We start from the raw sequence: 26,407 nt of genomic DNA on the forward strand, positions 1-26,407 counted from the left end.
GATCTCAATGCGCACGGCTCCTTTGTTTTCTGCTGTTTTCATCGCCCTGCTCGCCTTCGTCATCCCGGCCGCAGCGCAGGACACCCGGCGCATCGTCACCACCCAGGACAGCGACTATTTCGGTTTCGACCTGCGCAGCGAGCAGGAGCTATCGCTGGATGAATGCGAGAGCGCCTGTCTCGGCGACCCGCAATGCCGCGCCTTCACCTACAATACGAAGGCGCGCTGGTGTTTCCTGAAGTCCGACTTCGGCACGCTCAACCGCTTTCCGGGGGCGATCGCCGGGAAAGTGGTGACCGCCAGCAGCGCGCCGGATATCGGCGCGCCGCCGCCGCTCAGCTTCGTACCCGGCCATGTCCTGCAAGAGGCCGAGCGGTATCGGCGCACGCTTCCGCAGGCCGCCGAACCAGGCCAGGAAGGGCTGGCGGCGCTCACCTCGGCGGCATCGGCGGCGATGGTCAATGGAGATGCCAGGAACGCAATGCGCGGCTACGCAGCGGCCGTCGCGGTTGATTCCAAGAATTCAGAACTCTGGGCGGAGCTTGCCCGCGCCGCAACCGCCGCAGAGCCCGACCAGAACGAGAGCCGGTACGATCTCCAGGCGGCCGCCACATCCGCCGGCGTGATCGCCTATGAGTTGTCGCGTACGGTGCGGGATCGGGCGGGCGCGCTCGCTGCGCTTGGGGACGCGCTGCAGCAGCGCAGCCTGTTCCGGCCGGCCATCAGCGCCTATGAGGCAAGCCTCGCCTTGGAGACCTCGCCCGAGGTGGAGGCGCGTTATACCGAACTCCGGCGCACCCACGGCTTCCGTATCGTGGACCATTCCATCGATTCCGACAGTGTGACGCCGCGCGTCTGCGTCCAGTTCTCGGAAGAACTGGTGAAGAGCGGGGTCGATTATGCGCAGTACATGACCGTCGACAACGCCCGTTCGGCCGCGATCGACCGGGGCGCCAAGGAGCTCTGCGTCAGCGGGCTCGAGCACGGGCAGCAATACCGGATCGTCGTTCGCCAGGGCCTGCCCTCGGCCATTGGAGAAGTGATCGAGAAGCCGGTGCCGCTCGAGGTCTATATCCGCGACCGCTCGCCTTCGGTGCGTTTCACCGGCGAGAACTTCGTGCTGCCGACCAGCGCCCGGCGAGGTATCCCCATCGTTTCCGTGAACACCCCGCGCGCGAAGCTGTCGCTCTATCGCGTTGGAGATCGTTCGCTGACGAGGATTCTGACGGAATCGAAATTCCTTCGCCAGCTCAACGACTACGAAATCGACGAGGTCGGCACTGACCTCGGTGAAGCCGTTTGGGAGGGCTCCGTCGAAATCGCCTCCGAGCTCAACAAGGACGTTGTCGCCAGCATTCCGGTGGACGAGGTGGTGCCGGAACGCAAGCCCGGCATATACATGCTGGCGGCGGTGCCCGAGGACGATGTCAGCGATGACTGGAGCAGCCGGGCCACCCAGTGGTTCCTCGTTTCCGATATCGGGCTTTCGACATTCACCGGCGATGACGGGATCTCCATCTTCGCGCGCTCGCTTGAAACGGCCGCTCCCATCGCCGGCCTGCGGGTGCGACTGCTTGCACGCAACAACGAGGTGCTGGGGGAGGCCGTCACCGACGACGAGGGCGCGGTGCGGTTCGCGCCCGGCCTCGCACGCGGACAAGCCGGGCTCTCGCCCGCGGCCATTGTCGCGCAGAAGGGTGAGGAGGACTTCGTCTTTCTCGACATGACGCGTGCAGGCTTCGATCTTTCTGATCGCGGTGTCGCCGGCCGCCCCGCGCCCGGCCCACTGGATGCATTCGCCTGGACGGAACGCGGCATCTATCGCGCGGGCGAGACGGTGCATGCGGCGGTACTTCTGCGCGATCCGTCCGCCGAGGCGGCCGACGATCTGCCGCTCACCTTCATCTTTCAGCGTCCGGACGGCGTGGAGGAGCGTCGCATGGTCTCGCAAAGCGCAGGGCTCGGCGGTTATGCCGTCGATCTGGCGCTGCCCGAGAATGCCATGCGCGGAACGTGGGTGCTGCGCGTCCACACGGACCCGGAGCAAGCGCCGATCACCGAGAAGATGTTCCTGGTCGAGGACTTCGTGCCGGATCGGACGGAATTCGAACTGAAGGCTGCAGAAGATACGGTGGCAATCGGCTCTTCCGTACAGGTATCGCTGGATGGGCGCTATCTCTATGGCGCGCCGGCCGCGGACCTGGTCCTCGAGGGCCAGCTGACGATCGGCACCACGCGCGAATGGCCGCGATTTCCCGGCTATGTGTTCGGTCTCGAGGACGAGGAGGACGCCGAAACCGTGCGCGTGCCGCTTGCCGGCCTTCCCAAGACGGACGCGGACGGCAAGGCGACCTTCGACGTCTTCGTCGACAGCGTGCCTGCAACGACAAGGCTGCTCAATGCCAATGTGAGCGTACAGATGCGCGAGGCCGGCGGCCGCGCGGTGGAGCGCTCGATCGATATCGCCATCGAGCCGGAGGGCGACATGATCGGGCTGAGGCCCGAATTCTCCGGCGGGCAAGTGCCGGAGGGCGGAACCGCGAGCTTCCGGATCATTGCTGCCGAATCCTCGGGTCAACGTATCGCCATGGCCGGTCTCAAATGGTCGCTCTACAGCATCGAGCGCAATTACCAGTGGTACCGCAGCAACGGCTCATGGAACTACGAGCCCATCATCTCCACCAGCCTCATCGAGGAGGGGACAGTCTCCGCGCAGCCTGATTCGGAACCGCAGATCAGCGTGCCGGTGAATTGGGGCCGCTACCGGCTGGAGGTGGAAGGCGCTGATCCCGGCGGGCCGGTGACCAGCGTGGAGTTCGACGCCGGCTGGTTTGTGGAGGCGACTTCGACCGAGACGCCCGATGGTCTCGAGGTGGCGCTCGACCGCGAATCCTACCAAATAGGCGATACCGCCAAGCTGAAGATCTCGCCGCGCTTCGCCGGCGAGGCGCTCGTAACCCTTGGCGTCGAGAGCGTCGAAAAGACCTTTACGGCGCATGTGCCGGCCGAAGGCACGACCATCGACATTCCGGTGACGGAGGACCTGGGCGCCGGCGCCTATGTGACCGCAACCCTGATCCGACCGGGCGAAGAGGCCGACAACCGTCTGCCCATGCGAGCCATCGGCACGCGTTGGCTGAAGGTCGATCCCGGCGAGCGCAAGCTCTCCGTCGATCTCACCCTGCCCGAAAAGGTGCGGCCCAACGAGACGCTGAGGATTCCCGTCTCCGTCGAGGGGCTTGCTGCGGACGAAGAAGCCTATGTGACGGTCGCTGCCGTCGATGTCGGCATCCTCAACCTTACGCGCTACGAAGCCCCGGATCCGGCGGGCTGGTATTTCGGGCAGCGGATGCTGGGGGTCGAGATGCGTGACATCTACGGCCGGCTGATCGACGGCTCGCTGGGTGCTGCGGGGCGGCTGCGGACCGGCGGCGACGGCGGCGGCATGACCACCTCCGGCAGCCCGCCCACCGAAAAGCTGCTCGCCTTCTTCTCCGGCGTCGTGCGGCTGGACGATCAAGGAAAGGCCGAGGTCTCGTTCGACCTGCCTCAGTTCAGCGGCACTGCGCGCATAATGGGGGTCGCCTGGTCGAAGGCCGGCATCGGCAGTGCCACGAAGGATATCATCATCCGCGATCCCGTCGTGCTGACGACGAGCCTGCCGCGCTTCATGGCGCCGGGGGACCAGTCACGCCTGCTCCTCGAAATCGCCAACACGGACGGACCGGCCGGGGACTATACGCTTAGTGTCACGGGCGGCGATGCGGTGGAAGTCGACACGCAGGCGGTGCCGGCGAGCATCACGCTTGCGGCCGGCGGAAACACGAGTCTTTCCCTCCCCCTCTCCGCAGGTGAGCCGGGCGTAGGCAGCATCGCCCTTTCGCTCTCTCATGAATCGGGACTGAGGGTGGAGAAGTCCCTGGCGTTTCCGGTGCGGCCGGGCACCGCGCCGGTTACCACGCGGCAGACGATAACGCTCGCCGCCAATGGCGGTAGCCTGAAGATCGACGGCGGACTGCTGGGAGGCAGCTTCGTCGAGGGTTCATCGGTCGCCGTCAACGTCTCGCGGGCGGAGGCATTCGACATTCCCGCATTGCTGATGTCGCTTGACCGTTATCCCTATGGCTGCGCGGAGCAAACCACGAGCCGGGCGCTCCCACTGCTCTATGTCAGCGAACTGTCCAAGGCAGCCGGCATCGAGGACGATCCAGCACTCAAAGGCCGCATCCACGACGCGATCAAGCGCGTGCTCTCCTTTCAGTCCTCATCCGGCAGTTTCGGGCTGTGGGGGCCTGGCTCCGGCGATCTCTGGCTCGACGCCTATGTCTCGGACTTCCTGACGCGGGCGCGCGAGCAGGGTTTTGCGGTGCCGGACCTCGCCATGAACCAGGCGTTGCAGAACCTGCAGAACTCGCTGGCCTACGACACCGATGTCGCCGGCAACGGCAACGAGATCGCCTATGCGCACTATGTGCTCGCGCGCAACCGAAGGGCATCGGCGGGTGACCTGCGCTACTATGTCGACACACGGCTCGATGAATTTGCGACGCCGATCGCCCGTGCTCAGCTTGCGGCCGCACTCGCACTTTACGGCGATGTGCAGCGCGCGGAGACCGCCTTCGGCTCAGCCCTGCGGCTTGCGCAATCATCCGATAACGCCTTGAGCGCCCGTTCGGACTACGGCTCGGCCCTGCGCGACGGGGCCGCCATGCTGGCGCTCGCCGCCGAAAGCCGGCCTGAACCGGTGCTCGTTCCGCAAATGATCAGCCTCGTCTCGGAAATCCGCAGCCGGACCAATTATCTGAGCACGCAAGACGAAGCCTGGATGCTTCTTGCCGCCCGTGCGCTCAAGGAGGCAAGCAGCGACATCAGCCTCGCGGTCGACGGTGCCCCTCATTCCGGCGCTTTCGCCCACCGGCTCTCCGGCGAGGATATTGCCGTAACACCCATCACCGTCGCCAACAGGGGTGCGGAGTCGATCGATGCGATCGTCACGGTGGTTGCATCTCCCCAGGTTCCCCTGCCCGCCGGCGGTGATGGTTTCACCATCAAGCGCACCTACTACCGGTTGGACGGTGCCGAGGCGAATGTGTCGGAGGCCCGGCAGAACGAACGCTTCGTGGCCGTTCTGGAAATCACGGAAGACAATGCATGGCCGTCGCGCGTGCTCGTTTCCGACCTTCTGCCCGCCGGCTTCGAAATCGACAATCCGCGGCTCGTCGACAGCGCGCAGCTCGAAAACTTCGAGTGGCTCGGCGAGATCGATGCGGTGCATACGGAGTTCCGGGACGACCGCTTCATCGCCGCGTTCGACCGGGACGCCGACAGCGAACGCTCCTTCAGGCTGGCCTATGTGGTGCGCGCGGTCGCGCCGGGCATCTATATCCACCCTGCCGCAAGCGTGGAAGACATGTACCGCCCGCAGCTTTCCGCACGCACTGCAACCGGCTTTATGGAGATCAAGGGGAAGTAGGGCAGTGGACCGGAGAGGCGCCTGGCGGGCATGGGCGAAGCGTGCAGGCATCACCGGCGCCGTGCTGGCTGTCGTGCTCACCATCGGTGCAATTTCCCTCGATCACCTCGACAAGGCCTATCCGCCGCCGCTTGAAAACGTAAGCGCGCTCTCGCACGAGGTGGTGGACCGCAATGGAGCACTGCTGCGCGTTTATACGGCATCCGACGGGCGCTGGCGGCTGAAGGCCGATATCGACAGGCTCGACCCGCAGTTCGTCGAGATGCTCATCACCTATGAAGACCGCCGCTTCTGGTCGCACCCGGGGGTCGATCCCGCAGCGCTCGCTCGCGCGGCCGTTCAGCTTCTCGTGAATGGGCGCATCGTGTCGGGCGGCTCCACGCTTTCCATGCAGCTTGCGCGCCTCATCGAGCCGCGGGAGGAACGGAGCTTCTCCGCGAAATTCCGCCAGATCGCGCGTGCGCTGCAGATCGAGCGGCGGCTTGCAAAGCGCGAGATCCTCGAGCGCTATCTGACGCTTGCGCCTTACGGCGGCAATCTGGAAGGCGTGCGCGCGGCGAGCCTCGCCTGGTTCGGCAAGGAGCCGCAGAAGCTTGCGCTCTCGGAGGCGGCCCTTCTGGTCGCCTTGCCACAATCACCGGAGGCGAGACGTCCCGACCGCCATCCGGAAATGGCGGAAGCGGCCCGCGACAGGGTGCTTGCCCGTGTGGCGAAGGCGGGGATCATCGCCGAAGGAGAGGTCGAACGCGCCTCCCGCGCGCAGATCGCGACGCGGCGCCTGCCGATGCCCGCCTTTGCCGCGCATCTGGCCGACGCAGCGCTGCGAACCGCGCCGGAGAGGCGGCGCATCCCGCTGCTCATCGACAGAGGCGCACAGTCCGCCCTCGAGGCCGTCGCCCGGGAGGGAGCGCAGCGGCTGGGGCAGAAAGTTTCCGTTGCCATGATCATGGCCGATGCGCGCTCCGGAGCGGTGCTCGCGCGGGTGGGATCGGCGGGTTATTTCGACAGCGCGCGTGCCGGCTGGATCGATATGAGCGTGGCGCAACGCTCACCGGGCTCCACCCTGAAGCCCTTCATTTACGGGCTTGCCATGGAAGACGGCCTCGTGATGCAGGCGACGATGATCGAGGACCGCCCGGGCAATTTCCACGGCTACCGGCCGCGGAACTTCGACATGGAATACCAGGGCGACGTGACGGTTCGACAGGCCCTGCAGATGTCGCTCAATGTGCCGGCGATCCGTTTGCTCGACGCGGTGGGGCCTGCCCGGCTGGTTTCACGGCTAAGGCGGGCGGGCGTGGAGCTCGCACTTCCCAAGGGCGAGGCGCCGGGGCTTGCGATCGGGCTCGGCGGTGCGGGCCTCACGCTCGAAGCGCTCGTGCAGGCATATACCGCGCTCGCCGATCGCGGCGAAGCATCGGCGCTTCGCTACTCCGCGGAGGAATCCGGTGACACGCCCCTTTCCGCGGCGGTGCTGACCCCGCAGGCCACGTGGCAAATCGCCGACATGCTTTCCGGCGTGGCCCCGCCGCAGGGCGCGCCGCGCTTGGGCATCGCCTATAAGACGGGCACGTCCTACGGCTATCGCGACGCGTGGGCCGTAGGTTATGACGGCCGCCACGTGCTGGGGGTATGGGTGGGCCGGCCGGACGGGGGCTCGGTGCCCGGCCTCACCGGCTATCTCGCCGCCGCGCCGATCCTGTTCGAGGCCTTTTCCCGCTCCGGCACCGGCATCACGCCGTTGCCGCCCGCGCCCGCCGGCGCAATCCGGCTGGCGGCCGCCGAACTGCCCCTCTCCCTTCGCCGCTTCTCCTCACCCCATGTCACGCCGATGGCCGGCGCGCCGGTGGAAGCCGCTCCCGAGATCGTGTTTCCGCCCGAAGGCGCGCGCATCGACCTCGGCTTTTCCGGCGGCACCGACGCGTCACGCCTGGCCCTCAAGATCATCGGCGGGCGGGCTCCCTTCCGGTGGCTAGCCAATGGCAGGCCGCTCGCCGAGACCTTCCGCCGCCGTACGGCGTCATGGAAGCCCGACGGCGGCGGCACATCGACGCTCACCGTCATCGATGCCGCCGGGCGAACCGCCAGTGTCCGCGTTTTCCTGGAATAGCGAGCGGAATGCGTTCGCCTGGCTCACGCGTTCCGCTCTATCTCTTTGCCTCAGCACGCACTCGTGCGACGGCAGGTGATTCCACCTGCGTCGAATATGCCCTAACCCGACCGTGCCGAGGTCTCGTAGAGCGTGGCCCCGGTGGCGGCGTCCACCCCGACGAGGCTTACGTCGTAGCCCCAAAGGCGGCAGACATGGCGCAGCGTCGCATCACGGTTCTCCTCTTCCAGGAGCACCCCGTGCTTCACGTTCTGCTGCAGGCGTAGCTGGCGGTCACCCAGAAGATCCACATCCACCACCTGGATATCCGGCTGATTCACGCCGATATCGTAGCTGCGGGCAAGAGCTGCGCGGATGGCCCCGTAGCCTTGCTCATTGTGAATGGATGCCACTTCGCAATAGGGATCGCTCGACTTGTCCCTCAAGAGGAAAAGCCGGAAATTGCGGATCATCGCGGGGCTCAGATATTGCAGGATGAAGGACTCGTCGCGATGGTTGGCCCAGGCATCGAGCAGCGTGTCGCGCCAATTCCCCGTTCCGGCGATCTCGGGGAACCAGTCGCGGTCCTCGGGCGTGGGATCGTCGCAGATGCGCTGTATGTCGCGCATAAGGGCGAATCCCAGCGCATAGGGATTGATCCCGGGAAAGCGCGGATCGTCGAAATCGGGCTGGAAAACGACGTTCGAGTGGCTCTGGAGGATCTCCAGCATGGCCCCCTCCGTGATCTTCCCCTGATCGTAAAGCCTGTTCAGGATGTAATAGTGGACGAAGGTGGCGCAGCCCTCGTTCATCACCTTGGTCTGGCGCTGAGGATAGAAGTATTGTGCGATCACGCGCACGATGCGCAGGAGTTCCCGCTGCCAGGGCTGCAGGATGAGACTGTTCTTCTCCAGGAAATAGAGCAGGTTCTCTTCCGGCAGATTCAGCCTTTTCTTCCGTTCGGCCGTTTGCTCCTCGTCCTCGTCGGCGGGTTCGCCGGAACTCTTTGGAGGGAGCGTGCGCCAGAGATCGCTGTATGTCTGTTCCTCATATTCCAGCCGCTCACGGGCACGCTCGCGCTCCTGCTCGGAGGAGAGGCGCGGCGGGCGGCGATAACGGAACACCCCCTGGTCCATCAGCGCGTGGGCGGAATCCAGAATGGCCTCGACCGCCGGGGTGCCGTGGCGCTCCTCGCACTTCACTATGTATTTCTTGGCGAACTCCATATAGCTCAGGATGGAACTCGCATCGGTCCACTGCTGGAACAGATAGTTGTTCTTGAAGAAGTGGTTGTGACCGAAGGAGGCATGCGCCGTCACCAAGGCCTGCATCGCCATGGTGTTCTCCTCCATCAGATAGGCAATGCAGGGACTGGAATTGATCACAAGCTCATAGGCGAGGCCCCGCCGGCCTGAGCGGTAGAGGTTTTCCTCGAAGACGAAGCGCTTGCCGAAGGACCAGTGCTGATACATCAGCGGCATGCCGACCGAGGAATAGGCATCGAGCATCTGCTCGGAGGAGATGATCTCGAGCTGATTGGGGTAGACGTCGAGCTTCAGTTCCTCGAGCGCAATCTCCTCGATGGCATCGTAGGTGCGCGACAGGGTCGCGAAATTCCAATCGGAGCCGCTGAAGAGGAGCTTCGAATCTGCTGTCTTGGTGGCGGACATGTCCAATCACCCGCGTGTCTGTGAGGCCGACTGCCTGGCAAAAAGCTTGCGGAACACCGGATAGATATCCGCGGGCCTGGCGATCCGCGTCATCTGGAAATTCGGCCACGCCTCGCCCACCGTGCGATAGGAGCGCCAGAGCGAGGTGCCGTTGTCTGTCGCCCCGAAAATCTCCGTCTCCCGCTCGTCGATGATCTCCACATAGGCATAATACTGGCAAAGCTGCATCAACTCGTCACGCAGCATCGAGGCGCAGCGTTCCGAGTCGCCGGCAATGTTGTCGCCGTCGGAAGCCTGGGCGGCATAGATGTTCCACTCCCGGGAAGGATAGCGCTCGGCGATGACGCGCTGCATCTCCTCCAACGCCGTCGAGACGACGGTGCCGCCGCTCTGCGTTGAATAGAAGAACGTCTCCTCGTCAACCTCCCGCGCCTCGTGTGTGTGGCGGATGAAGATAATGTCGATACGCTCGTATCGCCGCTTGAGAAACAGGTGCAGCAGAACGAAAAAACGCTTCGCGAGATCCTTCTCACGTTCGCCCATGGAACTCGATACGTCCATAAGGCAGAACATCACGGCACTGGCATTCGGCAGAGGCTGCGGCTCGAAGCGGTTGAAGCGGATGTCGATCGGATCGACATAAGGGATGCGCTTGCGCTTGCGCTCCAGCCTCTCCAGTTCTTCGCGGAGCGCTTCGAGCCGCTGCTCGACTGCCCTTTGATTGGGTTTGGCCTCCAGTCCGGCGATCTCCTCCTCCAGCCGCTCCACCTCCTGTCGCCGGGGCCGGTGGAGAGCGATGCGGCGGCCATAGCTGTTGCGCATGGTGCGGCCGACATTGATGTTCGTCGGCGCCCCCGTCGTGGCGAAGCCCGCGCGACGCGGCTTGTAGGCAATGGCTTCCTTCAGGTTGAGCTTCACCATGTCGGGAAGCTCCAGATCCTCGAAAAAGAGGTCGAGGACCTCCTCGCGCGAAAGCACGAACTGGAAATCGTCGTCGCTCCCGCCCTGGCCCGCTCCGGAACGGCCGGCGCCGCCGGAGGCGCCGGGCTTTGGCAGACGGTCGCCCGGAGAGAACTCCTTATTTCCGGGCAGGATGTACTGGCGCTCGCCGCTCGCCCTGTCGGGATGGAAGGTCGGCTCACTGGTGCCGCGCGCCGGCATCGGCACCCGGTGCTCGGTATCCACATCCGCGATCTTGCCGGCCTTCACCTGCTCCTTGATCGTCCGCTTCAGTTCCTCCCGCGCCCGTTTCAGGAAACGCTGCCTGTTGCCCAGGCTCTTGTCCTTGGGATTAAGCCGGCGATCGATATAAATCGGCATCAGGTAACCCGCGCATCATCAGCCCGCCTTGTTCACCCGCATATACCAGTCGACAAGGCGCCTGACCTGTCGTTCGGTATAGCCGCGCTCGACCATGCGCTGGACAAATTCCGCATGCTGCTTTTCGGTCTGGGAATCCTTTTTAGAACCGAAGCTGATCACCGGCAACAGATCCTCGACCTGGCCGAACATCCGCTTCTCGATCACCTCCCGCAATTTCTCATAGCTCGTCCAGGATGGATTGCGTCCATTGTTCTTGGCGCGCGCCCTCAGCGTGAACTTCACCACCTCATTGCGGAAATCCTTCGGATTGGCGATACCAGCCGGCTTCTCGATCTGCGACAATTCGCTGTCGAGCACCTGCCGGTTGAGAATCTGGCCGGTGTCGGGATCCTTGAAGTCTTGGTCCTCCAGCCACGCATCGGCATAGGCGATGTAGCGGTCGAAGAGATTCTGCCCATACTCGCTGTAGGATTCCAGATAGGCCTTCTGAATCTCGTGCCCGATGAACTCGGCATAGCGCGAGGCGAGCTCCGATTTGATGAAGTCGAGAAAGGCCGTTTCCTTCTCCTTCGGAAACTGCTCACGCTTGATCGCCTGCTCCAGGATGTACATCAGGTGGACAGGATCGGCCGCCACCTCCTTGGTATCGTAGTTGAATGTCTCCGAAAGCACCTTGAAGGCGAAGCGCGTGCTGACGCCAGTCATGCCTTCATCGACACCTGCGGCATCGCGGTACTCCTGCACCGACTTCGCCTTGGGATCGATGTCCTTCAGATTCTCGCCGTCATAGACCCGCATCTTGGTATAGAGCGGCGAGTTCTCGTGCTCGCTTAGGCGGGTGGAGACGGTGAAGCGGCTCAGGATATCCAGCACCTCAGGCGCACAGGGATTGCTGGCGAGTTCGCTTTCGCGCAGGAGTTTCTCGTAAATCTGCTTCTCCTCGGTGATCCGCAGGCAATAGGGAACCTTCACCACGAGGATGCGGTCGAGGAAGGCTTCGTTGTTCTTGTTGTTCTTGAACTGCAGCCACTCCGATTCGTTGGAGTGGGCCACCACGATGCCCTGGTAGGGGAAGGCGCCGAAATTCTCAGTGCCATTGTAATTGCCTTCCTGGGTGGCGGTGAGCAACGGGTGCAGGACCTTGATCGGGGCCTTGAACATCTCGACGAATTCGAGCAGGCCCTGCGTGGTGCGGTTCAGGCCGCCGCTGTAGGAGTAAGCGTCCGGATCGGCCTGGCTGTAGTTCTCGAGCTGGCGGATATCGACCTTGCCGACCAGCGAGGAGACGTCCTGGTTGTTCTCGTCGCCCGGTTCGGTCTTGGCGATACCGATCTGGCGCAGCCGCGAGGGCGCCAGCTTGACCACGCTGAACTTGGAGATGTCGCCGCCCACTTCATCCAGGCGCTTCGCCGCCCATGGCGAGATGAGGCCAGTCAGCCTTCGCCGGGCGATCCCGTATTTGTCCTCCAGAAGATCGGCCATGCGATCGGGATGGAAGAGCCCGAGCGGGGATTCGAAGATCGGGCTGACCTTGCCGTTAACGGAGAGTGTATAGATCGGGCGCTGCTCCATCAGCTTCTTGAGCCGCTCGGCAAGCGACGACTTGCCGCCACCCACCGGACCCAGCAGGTAGAGGATCTGCTTGCGTTCCTCCAGCCCCTGGGCGGCGTATCGGAAGTAGCCCACGATCCGCTCGATCGTGTCTTCCATGCCGTAGAAATCCGCGAAGGCCGGATAGATCTTTATCGTCCGGTTCGCGAAAATCCGGCCCAGCCGCTCGTCCGCGCTGGTGTCGATCAGAGTGGGCTCCCCGATCGCATCCACCATCCGCTCGGCGGCGGTGGCATACATGGATTTGTCATCTCGGCAGGCGAGGAGATATTCTTGCAGGCTCATCTCCTCTCGAGCCGTGCTGGTGTAAATCTCCGAAAAGAGATCAAAGACGTCAGATTCGCTCCTGTGCATCGCACCTTCTCCCGACAGGCCGGTTGGTTGCAACGGAGATCGCTGCCTGTCGGCTCCTGCTTGGAGTGAACGGTTTCCCCCACCCAAAGTTCCTTGTGGAACCTCGAAAGCCAGCTATCCGTGCATTGCCGTAGGCGATCGCCATTGAAGTCAGACGATAACACGCCCCAACGATTGAAGCTCGGCCGTTTAGCACCCCCGCACTTACGTGGTGCGGTTGTCCCCCATTATTATCCCGAAATCTTTGACGCGAATGCGGCTACGGCAAATTTCTTCGATTAAAATTGCGCTTTATCTTACGCTGCCTTTCGCGCCCGCCGGTCGAATCACCTCGACAGGTTCGATGGCCGTCTCCGCGCCGTTCTTCTGGCGGCCGCCACGCAGAGGATCACCCCGAAGGTCACGGCAAGCATCAGCGGGGTTACCGTTTCTCCAAGGAGAACGCCGGCCATGCAGAGGCCGAAGAATGGCTGGAGCAGCTGCAGTTGCCCGACAGCGGCGATGCCACCCTGCGCCAGACCACGGTACCAGAAGACGAAGCCGATGAGCATGCTGAAGAGCGAGACATAGGCGAGGCCGATCCAGGCCGGCTCGCCGATTCCCTCGAAAGTGGGCGGTCGTGTATAGACCGCCAGCACAATCATGACCGGCAGCGAAAGGACCAGGGACCAGGAAATCACCTGCCAGCCCCCGAGCCTGCGGGAGAGTTTCGCCCCCTCCGCATAGCCGAGACCGCAGACGATGATGGCGGCAAGCATCAACAGATCGCCCGCCGGAGACGCGGAAAACCCTTGGGCGACCGCAAAGCCCAAGACGAGGAGCGTGCCGAGAACCGAAAAAATCCAGAAGGCGGGGCGGGGTCGCTCGCCCGCGCGCAGAACGCCGAAGATCGCCGTCATGAGCGGCAGCAGGCCGATGAACACGATGGAGTGGGCGGAGGTGAGATGTTCCAGCGCAAGTGCCGTGAGCAAGGGAAAGCCAAGCACCACGCCGAAAGCCACGATCATGAGTGACTGGAGATCGCTTTTTGCCGGCCACTTCTCGCGAAAGGCGAGAAGCAGCGCCGCGGCCGGGATGCCGGCGATGGCCGCCCGTGCGACCGTCAGGAAAACCGGATCGAAATCCATCACGGCGACACGCGTGGCAGGCAGCGAGCCGCTGAAAATGAGGACGCCGAGAAATCCGTTGATCCAGCCGCTGGCAGCCTTGTCCATCCGCACGCTCCGAAAGCTTTCCTCCCAATGGGACGCGGGCGATGGCTTTTCCAGAGACAGGGCAGTACAATTCAAGAAAACTGTTATGCCCGCCAGAGCCGTACGGAATGGACCAGCGCCTCACCAAAGGCAGCGCTACGCTCGTTGCCGCCGTCATGGAGACGATCAAGAGCCGCATCGCCGCGCGCACCCTCCTGCCGGGCGCGCGCCTTCCTTCAGTCCGGGCCTTCGCCAGGACGATGCAGGTTTCGAAATCGACGGTGGTTGAAGCCTATGACCGGCTCGCAGCCGAAGGCATCATCCGCTCGCGGCCGGGTTCCGGGTTCTTTGTGACGGCTCCCGTGGCGCCGCTTTCGCTCGCGGAGATCGGCCCGAAACTCGACCGCGAGATCGATCCGCTTTGGATTTCGCGTCAGTCGCTTCAGACGAGCGACGAGGTCCTGAAACCGGGTTGCGGCTGGCTACCAGCGTCATGGATGCCGGGGGAAGGGTTGCGCCGGGCGCTGCGGGGCCTTTCCCGCGCAGAGGAATCCACACTCACGGACTATGGCACCCCGCTCGGGCTGCCGGCCTTGCGCACCCTCCTCTCCCGCCGCATGGCGGAGCACGGCATCGAAGCCGCACCGGAGCAGATCATCCTCACCGAATCGGGAACCCAGGCCATAGACCTTCTCTGCCGGTTCCTGATCGAGCCCGGCGACACGGTGATCGTCGACGACCCCTGCTACTTCAATTTTCATGCCCTGCTGCGGGCGCACCGGGCGAAGGTGATCGGCGTCCCGTTCACGCCGCAAGGCCCCGACGTGGCGCTATTCGCCCAGACAGTGCGGGAACACCGGCCCCGGCTCTACATCACCAATTCCGCCTTGCAGAATCCGACGGGCGCCACGCTCTCCCCGGTGGTCGCCCATCGCGTCCTGAAGCTGGCGGAGGAGGCGGGGCTGACGATCATCGAGGATGATATCTTCGCCGATTTCGAGATCAGTCCCGCGCCGCGGCTCGCCGCCTTCGACGGGCTGGAGCGGGTTGTCCATATCGGCAGCTTTTCCAAGACTCTCTCGGCCTCGGTGCGCTGCGGCTTCATCGCGGCACCGCGTGACTGGGTCGAAGATCTGGCAGATCTGAAGGTCGCCACGACCTTCGGCGGCGGGCGGCTCGCGGCCGAACTCGTGCTCGCCCTGCTCCGCGACGGCACCTATCGCAAGCATATCGAAGCCCTGCGTCTGCGCCTTGCCCATGGCATGGAAGACACCATCGCACGGCTCGAGCCGTTGGGCATCCGGCCGTGGCTGAAACCTCAGGCCGGGCTCTTCCTGTGGTGCAGGCTTCCCGAGGACGTCGACGCCAGGGCGGTGGCGCGGCGAGCCCTGGCGGAAAACGTGGTGCTTGCGCCCGGCAACGCTTTCAGCCTTTCGCAATCGGCCGGCGGGTTCCTGCGCTTCAATGTGGCTCAGTCATCCGACGAGCGAATCTATGCGGTTCTCCAGAGGGCCATGCATTTCTGAGGAGGACGCCTACTCCTCCGGAGCAAACACCGAGATCGCCTTGGGGTGCACCTTGAAATGCGCCGGCGTGGAGGTGACGATCTCCCCATCGGCATTGACGGGCATCGGCTCAGCCGTCTCGATGTCGAACTCCACGCACTTCGCGGTGCGGACCTCGTTCCACGCTCCGTGCTTTCCGGAGCGGAAGGAGCGCAGCATCAACGCCAGCTTCCAGAGGTTCTTCATTTCCAGACTGTAGAGATCGAGATGGCCGTCATCGATCTCGGCGTTCTCCTGCACGACGTTACCGCCCCCGTAGTGCCGCCCGTTGCCCACCGCGATCTGGTAGGTGTCGACTTCGATCGACAGTCCCTTCTCCAAAATTCGCGCCTTGAAGTGCCCGGCTTTGGCGAGCACCTTGAGTGCGGCCAACGCATAACCGAGACGGCCGAAGCGCTTCTTGAGCATCGGGTCGAGGTCTTGGGCGAGATCGCTGCTGAGCCCGATGCTCGCCACGTTGAAGAAGGCATGCCCATTCACGGTGCCCATATCCACCAGGCGCGTAGCGCCGCGGGCGATGACGTCGGCCGCCCCCGTCAGTTCCATCGGAATGTCGAGGGTCCGCGCAAGGTCGTTCGCCGTACCGAGCGGGATGATGCCCATCGGCAAGCCGCTTTCCATCACCGCCATGGCCGCCGAGGAAACGGAGCCGTCACCACCGCCCACGACGATCAGATCCGCCCGGTCGCGCAGGCGCACGATGTCGCGGGCGATCTCGGGAAGCGCCTCGAAGGGTTCGAGCGTAACCGAAAGGCCCGCCCGTTCCAGCCTGCCTATGACGGGATCGATCGCCTCCTGACCGCGGCGCGACTTGGTGTTGATCAGAAGGAGGGCGCGTCTTCTCTCGGTCTTGTCCATTTATCCCCGGCATCAACATTGCAGCGCAGCGCAAATAGGGTGCCGTGTTGCCGATTTCGACATTGATGAAGCCGATTCCGGGGCGCCTGAGATTAATTCTTCGTAATGAACAGAGGACCGCAGCCGGAAGTCCCCGCAGCGGCAGCGGCCGAGATTTTCGCTCCGGCACGGGTTCAGCCGGTGCTTCTACTCCTTCACGGCTCCTGTCATCGAGGAGACGTAGTAGTCGACGAAGAAGGAATAGAGGATCACCACCGGCAGCGATCCGAAGAGCGCGCCCGCCATCAGTGCCCCCCATTCGAAGATATCGCCACGCACGAGCTCCGTCAGCACGCCAACCGGCACGGTCTTGTTTTCCGAGGACTGGATGAAGGTGAGCGCATAGATGAACTCGTTCCACGAGAGAGTGAAAGCGAAGATGCCAGCGGAGATCAGGCCGGGAACGGCCAGCGGCAGGATGATCTTCGTCAGGATCTGCCAGCGCGAGGCGCCGTCGACCAGCGCGCTTTCCTCAAGCTCGAAGGGAATTGAGCGGAAATAGCCCATCAGCAGCCAGGTGCAGAAGGGGATGAGGAAGGTCGGATAGGTGAAGATGAGCGCCAGCTTGGTATCGTAGATACCGAACTTGAAGACGATATAGGCGAGTGGGATGAACAGAATCGACGGCGGCACCAGATAGGCGAGGAAAATTAGCAGCCCGACCGGCCGCGCACCGGTGAAGCGGATGCGCTCGATCGCATAGGCCGCGAAGACGGAGGCCGCGATCGAAAGCACCGTCGAGGCCACCGCGACATACATGGTGTTGACCAGCCAACCCGGATAGGAGGTCTCGAAAAAGAGATAGCGGATGTGATCGAGCGTCGGCCGCACGACCCAGAACGGGCTGTAATTGCTGTAGTCGGTCAGCTGCGCGTTCGGCTTGATGGCCGTGATCGCCATCCAGTAGAACGGGAACAGGAGCACGAAGACGAAGAGCGCCAGCGGAAGATAAAGCACCACAAGCCGACGCGGCAGCCGGTTCAGATAGCTCATGCCCTCACTGGTGTCGGTCAGGACTTCGGTCTGCGATTGCGACATTTGCCGCCTCCTAATCCTGGCCGCCCTGCTGCCATTTGCGGCGTTGCAGGCCAAAGAAGCTGAACATGATGGCTGCGAGCAGGAACGGGATCATGGCGACCGCGATGGCCGCCCCTTCCCCGAGCTGACCGCCCGGTATGGCGCGCTGGAACGAGAGCGTGGCCATCAGATGCGTGGCGTTCACCGGCCCGCCCTTGGTGAGCACATAGATGAGCTGGAAGTCGGTGAAGGTGAAGAGAACCGAGAAGGTCATCACCACCGCGATGATCGGCGTGAGCATGGGAAGCGTCACATAGCGGAAGCGCTGCCAACCCGTGGCGCCATCAAGCGACGCCGCCTCCTGCAGAGACTGCGGGATGGTCTGGAGCCCGGCCAGCAGGCAGATGGCGACGAAGGGTATGCCACGCCAGACATTGGCGGCGATCACAGAGGCCCGTGCGTTGTTCGGACTGCCGAGGAAATTGATCGGACTGTCGATGATGCCGAGCTGTATCAGCGACCAGGAAATGATCGAGAACTGGGAATCGTAGATCCACCAGAAGGCAAGCGCCGATAAAACGGTCGGCACCACCCATGGCAGCAGGACGATGGCGCGCAGGATGGACTTGAAGGGCAGCTTCTCGTTGAGGAGCAAAGCCAGCCAGAGGCCCAGCCCGAATTTCAACACCGAGGCCACGACCGTATAGAGAAGCGTGTTGAAGACCGACAGCCAGAAGACGGAATCGCGCGAGAGAAACTCATAATTCTCCAGCCCGATGAAGATGCCGTCGCGGCCGATGCGCGTGTCGGTGAAGCCGAGCCAGACCCCGAGGCCGAGCGGATAGGTCAGAAAACAGACGAGAAAAACCGCCGCCGGCAGCATGAACAGGAAGGCAAGCACGTTGCCATTCTGCATGAAGGCGGAAAGCGTAAGGCGAGGCGCTTCGGGCGATATGGTGGACATCGCATTCTCCGGCCGGATTGGAAGTCGGCGCACCGGCATCCAAGGGGATGCCGGTGCAGACCCGATCAGGGCTTCGCAGGAAGGCTGCCGCTAAATCCGGTAATACCGGTTTGCCCTTCTCTCTGCTTCCGCGGCCGCCTCTTCCGGCGTCGTTTGCCCGGTGACGGCGGAAGCGAACATGTCGACCAGCACGTAGTCCGCCATGACCCCGGCCGAGGCATAGCCCAGCGGGCCGGCATAGCCGTTCGGCCGGAGCGTTTCGGAAGCACGGGCGTAAGGCGCGTGAACCGGGTCCGCCGTCCAGACGGGATTATCCGCAAAGGCCTTGAGCGGCTGACAGCAATAGGCGCTGGAGCCTTCGATCCAGGCGTTCATCTGGTCGGCTTCCATCATGAACTTGATATAGGCCTTCGCCGCTTCCGGATACTGGCAGTGGTTGAAGAGGAGTATGGAGCTCGTCTGGTGCAGCTCCGCGCTCTCGCCCACGGGACCGATGGGGAAGTTGGTGGTGCGGATGTCCTCGGCGATTTCCTGCAAGGCCTGATCGTTCTTCGCGGCGTAGTACAGCGAGACGCCGTTGGCGGTCAGCGAGATCTGGCCGGCCAGAAAGGCGCGGTTGTTGTTGATGTCGAGCCAGCTTTCCGTGCCGGGAATGAAGGTTTCGTAGAGCGCCTTGGCGTAGTTGATAGCCTCGATGGTCTCAGGGCTGTTGATGGTGACCCTGCCCTGCTCGTCCACCATCTTGCCGCCATGGCTCCAGAGCAGCCAGTGCGCATAGTTGTTGCCGTCGCCGACGGCCTTGCCGTGCGGGAAGCCCGCCGGCGTGCCGGCTGCCTTCATCGCCTTGCAAAGCTCCAGAAAGCCGTCCGTATCCTGCGGGAACTCGCTGAAGCCAGCTGCCTTCATATGGCTGTCGCGGTAGCAGACTGCATTGCCGATCGCCGTCAGCGGCATGGCGATGAACTGGTCGCCGCGCGTGGCATAGCCACGCAGGCCGTCATACCAGCCGCCATATTTTTCGCCGAGATAATTGGCCAGCTCGGTCAGATCCACCAACTTGTCCGGATACTGGTGCGCATCGTCGAACCAGGCCATCACCATGTCCGGGCCGCTGCCCACATTGGCGGCCACGGCCGCCTTGGGGCGGATATCCTCCCAGCTTTCCTGGTCGACGCGCACCTGAACGCCCGTCTGCTCGGTGAATTTCTGCGTGTTGGCGTTCCAGGCTTCCTCGTCGCCCTTCACGAACGGCACCCAGCGCAGGAGCCTGAGGCTCGCTCCTTCCTCCGGCGTGTAGGTCGGCTCGGATTCGGCGAATGCCGGGCGCAGCCCCAGGGCGCCGAGCCCTGCCATGCCCGCCAGACCTGCCGATCCTGCCAGAAAATCGCGTCGCTTTATGGTCATTGTTTCCTCCACGTGAATTCCGGGACGTCATCGTGCCGGCACCCGCTGCCCCGGGGAGCGGGTGCCGAGACATCGGCACGCGGCGGGACGGCCTCCTCCGTCCCCGCCGCGGCCGTCAAGCCGAAAGCCTCTGGCCTGCCTCCCTGTCGAAAAGATGAACACGATCGGCATCGATGGCGAGATTGATGGTCTCTCCGGGGCGCGCCTGCACGCGCTCGCGGAAGACGCAGTTCGCCTCCCCGCCACCGAGCCTCACGATCATATGGGTCTCATAACCCGTGGGCTCCGTCACGATCACCTCGGCAGGGAAGCCGGCGGGATCGAGGCTTATGAACTCCGGCCGCACGCCATAGACGAGATCGCGCCCGACCGCGTTCTGACCCGGGTCCGCGACCGGCAGCCGCGTGCCGTCTTCGGCCACGAAGACGGTCCTGTTTTCGGGATCCAGACGCCCGTGGATCATGTTCATGGCCGGCGAGCCGATGAAACCCGCCACGAACAGATTGGCCGGCCTGTCGTAGAGATCGAGCGGGGCACCTATCTGTTCGACGATGCCGTCATGCATGACCACGATCTTGTCGGCCATGGTCATCGCCTCGATCTGGTCATGCGTCACATAAACCGTCGTCGTTTGCAGGCGCTGGTGCAGTTCCTTGATCTCCGCCCGCATCGCCACGCGCAGCTTGGCGTCGAGGTTCGACAGAGGCTCGTCGAAGAGGAAGACCTGCGGATCACGCACGATCGCCCGCCCCATGGCGACGCGCTGACGCTGACCGCCCGAGAGTTGGCGCGGATAGCGGTCGAGCAGATGCGAAAGGCCGAGAATCTCGGCCGCGGCGTTGACGCGCTTGTCCCTCTCCTCTTTGGCTGCTCCTTTCAATTTTAGCGAGAAGGCCATGTTGTCGGCCACGGTCATATGCGGGTAGAGGGCATAATTCTGGAACACCATGGCGATGTCCCTGTCCTTCGGCGGCACGGCGTTGACGATCCTGTCGCCGATGCGGATCGCCCCCGCGGAGATGTTTTCCAAGCCCGCCAGCATGCGCAGCAGCGTCGATTTCCCGCAGCCCGAGGGGCCGACGAGAATGACGAACTCGCCGTCATCGATGCCTATATTCACTCCCTTGATAACGGGAACCGCCCCAAAGGACTTCTTCACGTCAACAAACTGGACTTCCGCCATTGCTCCTCCTCCAGATTCCCGCCCTCAGCCGCGCCCGACAAGCGGCATCTTCGTGGCCATCACCGTCATGGTCAGCACATTCGCATCGAGCGGCAGGCTCGCCATATAGATCACTGCCTTCGCTATATGCGCCACCGGAATCGTCGGCTCCACCGCGGTTTCCCCGCTCGCCTGCAGCACGCCGACACTCATCCTGGATGTCATGTCGGTCGACGCATTGCCGATATCGATCTGCCCGCAGGCGATGTCGAAGGGCCTGCCGTCCAGCGCTGTCGATTTCGTGAGCCCGGTGATGGCGTGCTTCGTCGCCGTGTAGGGGGCGGAGTGGGGCCGCGGCGTCTGGGCGGAAATGGATCCGTTGTTGATGATCCGCCCGCCGCGTGGCGTCTGCGCCTTCATGAGCCGCATGGCCTGCTGGGTGCACAGGAAAGCCCCGGTCAGATTGGCGGCCAGGATCGTGCTCCACTGATCGAATGTGATCTCCTCCATCGGAACGGCGGGAAGATTCGTACCGGCATTGTTCACCAGGAGATCGAGGCGACCGAAAGCCTCCCGGACCTCTGCGAACAGAGCCTCCACCGAGGCCGGGTCGCCGATATCGGCCGCAACGGCCCTGAGTTTTCCGCCGGTCTCCGCTCCGATCTCGCGGACGGCCGTCTCCAGGACTTCGGCACGCCGGCCGGTGATCACGACCGTAAACCCCTCGGCGCTCAGCGCTTCCGCTATACCGCGGCCCACGCCCGATCCGCCGCCCGTCACCAGCGCAATCTTTCCTTCGCCCGACTTCTGTTCAGCCATGAATTCTCCCGCCTAGTTCGTCCTCGATGTGAATCCGGATAATCTCGTCAAAGCTCTTCTCGGCGCGGAATCCCAGTGCCTCGGCGCGGCGGGCGTCGAAATCCGTGGGCCAGCCCTCCACGATCCGGCGAATCACCGGGTCCGGTTCCCTGCGAATGAGCCGCACCGCCTTCTCGCCCGCGATGCGCCGCAGTGCCTCGATCTCCTCACCCACGAGGGCGGATAGGCCGGGCATCGTCAGATTGCGCCGCGCGCCGACCCCTTCGAGGTCCAGCGTAGCCGCGTGGATGAAGAAATCCACCGCGGAGCGCGGGCTTGCGAACCAGTGGCGCACATCCTCATCCACCGGCAGCACCGCCTCCTGGCCCGCGAGGGGTTCGCGCAGGATGTTGGAGAAAAAGCCAGAGGCCGCCTTGTTCGGCTTACCCGGCCTTATGCAGATCGTGGGCAGCCGGATGCCGAGGCCGTCGAAGAAGCCGCGGCGCGAATAGTCGGAAAGCAAAAGCTCAGAAATCGCCTTCTGGGTGCCGTAGCTCGTGAGCGGCGTGCTGAAGAACTCGTCACCGATCTTCTGCGGAAAGGGCGCACCGAACACGGCGATGGAGGATGCGAAGATAAGGCGAGGGCGGTACGGTTCTTTTTGGCCTTCGAGGCGGATGGCCTCGAAGAGGGCGCGCGTCCCGTCGAGATTGATGCGGTAGCCCTTCTCGAAATCGGCTTCCGCTTCCCCGGAGACGATCGCCGCCAGATGAAAGATGATGTCCGGGCGCATCGCGGCGAGCTTTTCCGCAGACCCGGGCTGGGAGATGTCCATCGCGGATGCTGATGCGAGATCGGCGAGCGCCGGCGGTACGGGCGGTTCCACGACATCGACCAGCGAGAGGCGGCTTATTTCGGCGCCCAGGATCTCTTTTTCCCCGGCAAGCTTTTCGACCAGCTTCCGACCGATCATGCCGGCCGCGCCGATTACAAGCACATGCATCCGCATTTTCCTCCCATCCGCCTCCCCAGAATGCCTCGCCCGGCCTCAAGCACCAAGGAACGCCTCCTCCTCGTGGCACAAGCAGGGTGTCTTGCGACGCCATGCTCATACCGTTCCATTGATCGACCTTCGCAGAAGCACGGCAGGCCTGGAGAACTGTCTGGAGTAGGGCATCCATTCAGCGGCGAGTCAACGCGATTTCAAACGTTTCAGCGCCCGCGGCCGGAGAAGTCGCACCGGATGAATACGGAATCTGAACTCTTTAGAGGAAGAGTGGTGCTGCGAGAGAGGATTGAACTCTCGACCTCTCCCTTACCAAGGGAGTGCTCTACCACTGAGCTACCGCAGCGCCGGATTCGGGCGGCGTTCTGCCACATCGGTTGCCGGAGCGCAAGCGTTAGCTCCATTATGTGGGGAACATACGAGCCGAACGCACCGCCGGGCCCTGCCGGCGTAGCGAGACAGGAGCCTGGGATGACCAAAAAGGAGAAGATCGAGACCAAAAGCGAGCGGCAGAAACGGCTGGCCGCCGAGCTTCGGGCCAATCTTGCCCGAAGAAAGGCGCAAGCGCGATCGCGCCGTGCCGGAGATGCCGACGAGCGCGCAGAGGGCATTCCCTCGGCGAGGAAAGACAGGGGCCAGTAAGCCGTGCGCCGGATCGGAGGGCACCGGACGCATTTTCTTGAACCGGTCGCGGCCTTGCTCTAGGACAGGCGGGATTTGCGACCATACAACGCCGGGATTCGTTCCACCCCGGGAAAGAGACATTCATGGACCGCATACGCATCCGCGGCGGCAGCGAACTCAACGGTACCATCCCGATCTCCGGGGCGAAGAATGCCGCGCTGCCCCTGATGATCGCCTCGCTTCTGACCGACGACACGCTGACGCTCGAGAACGTGCCGCATCTCGCCGATGTCGAACAGCTCATCCGCATTCTTGGCAATCACGGCGTGGACTACTCCGTCAACGGACGCCGTGAGAACCAGGACAAGGGCTATTCGCGCACCATCCACTTCACCGCGCGCTCGATCGTCGACACCACCGCGCCCTATGATCTCGTCTCCAAGATGCGCGCGAGCTTCTGGGTGATCGGCCCGCTTCTGGCGCGCATGGGCGAGGCGCGGGTGTCCCTGCCCGGCGGCTGCGCCATCGGCACGCGGCCGGTCGATCTCTTCATCGAAGGCTTGCGCGCACTCGGAGCCGAGATCGATATCGAGGCCGGCTATGTGCTGGCCCGGGCCCGGAACGGGCTCGTCGGCGCGCGCTACCGGTTCCCAAAGGTCTCCGTCGGCGCGACGCATGTGATGATCATGGCCGCCTCGCTCGCCAAGGGCACCACGGTGCTGGAAAACGCGGCGCGGGAGCCTGAGATCGTCAACCTGGCGGAGTGCCTCAATGCCATGGGAGCGAAGATCTCCGGCGCGGGCACCCCCACCATGACAATCGAGGGTGTCACCAGCCTTTCAGGGGCGCGCCACCGCATCATCCCGGACCGGATCGAGACCGGCACCTACGCGATGGCGGTCGCCATGGCAGGCGGCGACGTGCTGCTCGAGGGCGCGCGCGCAGACCTTCTGGAAACGGCGCTCGGCATCTTCGAACAGACCGGCGCCGAGATCATCCGCGCCAATACGGGAATCCGCGTCAAGCGCAACGGCGCCGGCATCAGCGCCGTCGACGTGTCGACTGATCCCTTCCCGGGCTTTCCCACCGATCTGCAGGCGCAGTTCATGGCGCTCATGACCATGGCGAAAGGCCAATCGCGAATCACGGAGACCATTTTCGAGAACCGCTTCATGCATGTTCAGGAGCTTGCGCGCCTCGGCGCACGCATCTCCCTTTCCGGCCAGACGGCGATCGTCGAAGGCGTGGACAGGCTGAAGGGCGCTCCCGTCATGGCGACGGATCTGCGCGCCTCGGTGTCTCTGGTGATCGCGGGCCTTGCGGCGGAAGGCGAGACGATGGTCAACCGCGTCTATCATCTCGACCGCGGTTTCGAACGGCTGGAAGAAAAACTCTCCGGCTGCGGCGCGGAGATCGAGCGCATTTCGGGGTGAACCGCCATGGGGGGCGGCCCACTCGTCTTGTTCAGCTTCTCCCGCCGGCCGAATAGGAATGTGAGTAATGGATCTGTTGAAGCTCGCCGCGCTCGATGAGGAGGACCTGAGCATCATCTCCGCGCATGTGCAGGACGCGGTGATGAAGACGGGGGAGATCACCTATCTCAGAGGCGAAAAGCGACTTTCCATCGCCATGCGGCGTTTCGCATGGGAAAAAGAGAGGAAAGGCTTCTTCCTTCGCCGCCAGCCGCATGAACGGCGCCTTGCAGCGCTCACGTTCGATCGGGTGCTTGCTGTCCGCGCCGCCGGTATAGACGTGAAAAAGGCGGACGAGGTGCTGTCGCTGCTGGCCGTGCGGTTCGTGCCACGCGAATCGCCTTCCGGTACGATCGAGCTCGCCTTCTCGGGTGGAGCCACGATCCATCTGGATGTGGAATGCATCGAGGCCCGGCTGAGCGACCTGGGCGCGGCCTGGGAAACGCCGGTTCGCCCCCGACACAGCGCATGATAGGCTTGAGCCCATGACGACGAGGCTTTCCACCGCCGAAGCCGATTTCGAGGCCCGCTTCTCCGCCTTCCTCTCGACAAAGCGCGAGGTTTCGGAGGAGGTCGACGCGGCCGTCCGCGAGATCGTCGCCCGTGTGCGGGCCGAGGGGGACAGCGCGGTTGCCGAGTACACGCAGCGCTTCGACCGCTTCGATGTCCAGAAGGCCGGCATGCGGATTTCGCGCCAGGAGATAGAGGCCGCCTACGAGAATATCGATAGCGAGACACTCGACGCGCTCAAACTCGCGAAGGAGCGCATCGAGGCGCATCATCGCCGGCAGCTTCCAACAGATGCGCGCTATACGGATGCGCTCGGGGTCGAACTTGGCTGGCGCTGGACGCCGGTCGGCGCCGTGGGTCTTTATGTGCCGGGCGGCCTCGCAAGCTATCCGAGCTCCGTGCTCATGAACGCGGTGCCGGCGCGGGTAGCCGGCGTGGAGCGGGTCGTGATCGCCACTCCCACGCCCGGCGGCGAAATCAATCCGCTGGTGCTGGTGGCCGCGGATCTGGCCGGTGTCGCCGAGATCCTGCGCATCGGCGGGGCCCAGGCGATCGCGGCATTGGCCCATGGCACCGAAACCATTTCGCCCGTAGGCAAGATCGTCGGTCCGGGCAATGCCTATGTGTCGGCCGCCAAGCGGCAGGTTTTCGGCCAGGTGGGCATCGATATGATCGCAGGCCCCTCGGAAGTGCTGGTGGTCGCCGACCGCGACAACGACCCGGACTGGATCGCGGCCGATCTTCTCGCGCAGGCCGAGCACGACACGGCGGCGCAGTCCATCCTCATGACGGACGATCCTCGATTCGCCGAGGCGGTGGCCGAGGCGGTGGAACGGCAGTTGAAGCTTCTGTCACGGTCGGAGATCGCCGGCGCGAGCTGGCGCGACTTCGGCGCCATCATCCTCGTGCGCAGTTTCGAGGAGGTGCCGGCGCTCGTCGACCGCATCGCGCCCGAGCATCTGGAACTTGCGATCCAAAACGCGGAGATGCTGCTCTTGCGCATCAACAATGCGGGCGCCGTTTTTCTCGGCCGGCATACGCCGGAGGTGATCGGCGACTATGTGGGAGGGTCGAACCACGTCCTGCCCACCGCGCGCTCTGCCCGCTTCTCCTCCGGCCTTTCCGTGCTCGATTTCGTCAAGCGCATGTCCATCCTTCGGCTCGATGCGGAACAGCTCCGTGCCCTTGGACCAGCGGCAATCGCCCTTGCCAAGGCCGAAGGGCTGGAGGCACATGGCCGCTCCGTCTCGATACGGCTGAACCTATAGGGCGGCC

General features: G+C 63.7%; 18 protein-coding genes and 1 tRNA gene. 7 read left to right on the plus strand and 12 right to left on the minus strand.

All coding sequences use genetic code 11. From position 1 onward, the window contains the following. Positions 1–7 precede the first annotated feature (7 nt). Positions 8–5,473, plus strand: a complete 5,466-nt coding sequence (locus PVE73_RS22385) for an alpha-2-macroglobulin family protein (protein WP_277364366.1) — start codon at positions 8–10, stop codon at positions 5,471–5,473. Between the two features lie 61 nt (positions 5,474–5,534). Next, positions 5,535–7,583: a penicillin-binding protein 1C gene (gene pbpC, locus PVE73_RS22390; RefSeq protein WP_277367551.1), complete on the plus strand. Its 2,049-nt coding sequence runs from the start codon at positions 5,535–5,537 to the stop codon at positions 7,581–7,583. A gap of 101 nt (positions 7,584–7,684) precedes the next feature. Here pbpC and PVE73_RS22395 read toward each other — a convergent pair whose 3' ends face one another. From PVE73_RS22395 to PVE73_RS22410, 4 genes are all read right to left on the minus strand, one after another. Further along, positions 7,685–9,232, minus strand: a complete 1,548-nt coding sequence (locus PVE73_RS22395; protein WP_277364367.1) for a SpoVR family protein — start codon at positions 9,230–9,232, stop codon at positions 7,685–7,687. Between the two features lie 6 nt (positions 9,233–9,238). Further along, entirely contained in the window at positions 9,239–10,552 is a 1,314-nt protein-coding gene (locus tag PVE73_RS22400) for a YeaH/YhbH family protein (protein WP_277364368.1), read from the minus strand. 18 nt (positions 10,553–10,570) lie between these two features. Further along, on the minus strand, positions 10,571–12,520 hold the full coding sequence (locus tag PVE73_RS22405; protein ID WP_277364369.1) for a PrkA family serine protein kinase: 1,950 nt from the start codon (positions 12,518–12,520) through the stop codon (positions 10,571–10,573). A gap of 326 nt (positions 12,521–12,846) precedes the next feature. Further along, complete coding sequence (locus PVE73_RS22410) at positions 12,847–13,734, minus strand: DMT family transporter (protein ID WP_277364370.1); 888 nt, start codon at positions 13,732–13,734, stop codon at positions 12,847–12,849. Between the two features lie 107 nt (positions 13,735–13,841). Between PVE73_RS22410 and PVE73_RS22415 the strand changes: the two genes are divergently transcribed. Next, entirely contained in the window at positions 13,842–15,239 is a 1,398-nt protein-coding gene (locus PVE73_RS22415) for a PLP-dependent aminotransferase family protein (RefSeq protein WP_277364371.1), read from the plus strand. A 9-nt stretch (positions 15,240–15,248) separates the two neighbouring features. On the opposite strand, the gene PVE73_RS22420 is transcribed toward PVE73_RS22415, so the two are convergent. The 8 genes from PVE73_RS22420 to PVE73_RS22455 all read right to left on the minus strand — a co-directional run bounded on the left by PVE73_RS22420 (position 15,249) and on the right by PVE73_RS22455 (position 22,872). Further along, positions 15,249–16,136: a lipid kinase gene (locus tag PVE73_RS22420; protein WP_277364372.1), complete on the minus strand. Its 888-nt coding sequence runs from the start codon at positions 16,134–16,136 to the stop codon at positions 15,249–15,251. Positions 16,137–16,322: 186 nt separating this feature from the next. Further along, positions 16,323–17,213 carry a carbohydrate ABC transporter permease gene (locus tag PVE73_RS22425; RefSeq protein ID WP_277364373.1) on the minus strand — a complete coding sequence of 297 codons (891 nt, stop codon included), beginning with the start codon at positions 17,211–17,213 and terminating at the stop codon, positions 16,323–16,325. 10 nt (positions 17,214–17,223) lie between these two features. Further along, positions 17,224–18,156, minus strand: a complete 933-nt coding sequence (locus tag PVE73_RS22430) for a sugar ABC transporter permease (protein ID WP_277364374.1) — start codon at positions 18,154–18,156, stop codon at positions 17,224–17,226. A gap of 90 nt (positions 18,157–18,246) precedes the next feature. Continuing rightward, positions 18,247–19,560, minus strand: a complete 1,314-nt coding sequence (locus PVE73_RS22435) for an ABC transporter substrate-binding protein (RefSeq protein ID WP_277364375.1) — start codon at positions 19,558–19,560, stop codon at positions 18,247–18,249. 115 nt (positions 19,561–19,675) lie between these two features. Beyond that, positions 19,676–20,743 (minus strand): sn-glycerol-3-phosphate ABC transporter ATP-binding protein UgpC, encoded by a 1,068-nt coding sequence (gene ugpC, locus PVE73_RS22440; RefSeq protein ID WP_277364376.1) that lies wholly within the window; start codon positions 20,741–20,743, stop codon positions 19,676–19,678. A gap of 24 nt (positions 20,744–20,767) precedes the next feature. Continuing rightward, positions 20,768–21,541, minus strand: a complete 774-nt coding sequence (locus PVE73_RS22445; protein ID WP_277364377.1) for an SDR family oxidoreductase — start codon at positions 21,539–21,541, stop codon at positions 20,768–20,770. Further along, positions 21,534–22,523 carry a D-erythronate dehydrogenase gene (gene denD / locus PVE73_RS22450; protein ID WP_277364378.1) on the minus strand — a complete coding sequence of 330 codons (990 nt, stop codon included), beginning with the start codon at positions 22,521–22,523 and terminating at the stop codon, positions 21,534–21,536. Before denD ends, PVE73_RS22445 begins: the two co-directional genes overlap by 8 nt. Positions 22,524–22,797: 274 nt before the next feature. Beyond that, positions 22,798–22,872 (minus strand) — tRNA-Thr (locus tag PVE73_RS22455). 125 nt (positions 22,873–22,997) lie between these two features. On the opposite strand from PVE73_RS22455, the gene PVE73_RS22460 reads away from it, so the two are divergent. From PVE73_RS22460 to hisD, 4 genes are all read left to right on the plus strand, one after another. Then, positions 22,998–23,168 carry a hypothetical protein gene (locus PVE73_RS22460; protein WP_277364379.1) on the plus strand — a complete coding sequence of 57 codons (171 nt, stop codon included), beginning with the start codon at positions 22,998–23,000 and terminating at the stop codon, positions 23,166–23,168. Between the two features lie 125 nt (positions 23,169–23,293). Beyond that, the gene (gene murA, locus PVE73_RS22465; protein WP_277364380.1) at positions 23,294–24,583 is read left to right on the plus strand and encodes a UDP-N-acetylglucosamine 1-carboxyvinyltransferase; all 1,290 of its coding nucleotides are present in this window, start codon (positions 23,294–23,296) and stop codon (positions 24,581–24,583) included. Positions 24,584–24,650: 67 nt separating this feature from the next. Next, a complete protein-coding gene (locus tag PVE73_RS22470) occupies positions 24,651–25,094 on the plus strand; it encodes a DUF2948 family protein (protein WP_277364381.1) in 444 nt (147 codons plus the stop codon). A gap of 13 nt (positions 25,095–25,107) precedes the next feature. After that, a complete protein-coding gene (gene hisD / locus PVE73_RS22475; RefSeq protein ID WP_277364382.1) occupies positions 25,108–26,400 on the plus strand; it encodes a histidinol dehydrogenase in 1,293 nt (430 codons plus the stop codon). The last annotated feature ends 7 nt before the right edge of the window (positions 26,401–26,407 follow it).

The organism is Chelativorans sp. AA-79, assembly GCF_029457495.1.
Lineage (GTDB): Bacteria > Pseudomonadota > Alphaproteobacteria > Rhizobiales > Rhizobiaceae > Chelativorans.

Coding starts and splice junctions, on each gene's coding strand:
- PVE73_RS22470 (WP_277364381.1), top strand. CDS start 24,651: ATGGATCTGTTGAAGCTCGCCGCGCTCGATGAGGAGGACCTGAGCATC.
- denD (WP_277364378.1), bottom strand. CDS start 22,523: ATGCATGTGCTTGTAATCGGCGCGGCCGGCATGATCGGTCGGAAGCTG.
- PVE73_RS22445 (WP_277364377.1), bottom strand. CDS start 21,541: ATGGCTGAACAGAAGTCGGGCGAAGGAAAGATTGCGCTGGTGACGGGC.
- PVE73_RS22410 (WP_277364370.1), bottom strand. CDS start 13,734: ATGGACAAGGCTGCCAGCGGCTGGATCAACGGATTTCTCGGCGTCCTC.
- ugpC (WP_277364376.1), bottom strand. CDS start 20,743: ATGGCGGAAGTCCAGTTTGTTGACGTGAAGAAGTCCTTTGGGGCGGTT.
- hisD (WP_277364382.1), top strand. CDS start 25,108: ATGACGACGAGGCTTTCCACCGCCGAAGCCGATTTCGAGGCCCGCTTC.
- PVE73_RS22415 (WP_277364371.1), top strand. CDS start 13,842: ATGGACCAGCGCCTCACCAAAGGCAGCGCTACGCTCGTTGCCGCCGTC.
- PVE73_RS22460 (WP_277364379.1), top strand. CDS start 22,998: ATGACCAAAAAGGAGAAGATCGAGACCAAAAGCGAGCGGCAGAAACGG.
- PVE73_RS22425 (WP_277364373.1), bottom strand. CDS start 17,213: ATGTCGCAATCGCAGACCGAAGTCCTGACCGACACCAGTGAGGGCATG.
- murA (WP_277364380.1), top strand. CDS start 23,294: ATGGACCGCATACGCATCCGCGGCGGCAGCGAACTCAACGGTACCATC.
- PVE73_RS22420 (WP_277364372.1), bottom strand. CDS start 16,136: ATGGACAAGACCGAGAGAAGACGCGCCCTCCTTCTGATCAACACCAAG.
- PVE73_RS22435 (WP_277364375.1), bottom strand. CDS start 19,560: ATGACCATAAAGCGACGCGATTTTCTGGCAGGATCGGCAGGTCTGGCG.
- PVE73_RS22400 (WP_277364368.1), bottom strand. CDS start 10,552: ATGCCGATTTATATCGATCGCCGGCTTAATCCCAAGGACAAGAGCCTG.
- PVE73_RS22430 (WP_277364374.1), bottom strand. CDS start 18,156: ATGTCCACCATATCGCCCGAAGCGCCTCGCCTTACGCTTTCCGCCTTC.
- PVE73_RS22395 (WP_277364367.1), bottom strand. CDS start 9,232: ATGTCCGCCACCAAGACAGCAGATTCGAAGCTCCTCTTCAGCGGCTCC.
- PVE73_RS22385 (WP_277364366.1), top strand. CDS start 8: ATGCGCACGGCTCCTTTGTTTTCTGCTGTTTTCATCGCCCTGCTCGCC.
- PVE73_RS22405 (WP_277364369.1), bottom strand. CDS start 12,520: ATGCACAGGAGCGAATCTGACGTCTTTGATCTCTTTTCGGAGATTTAC.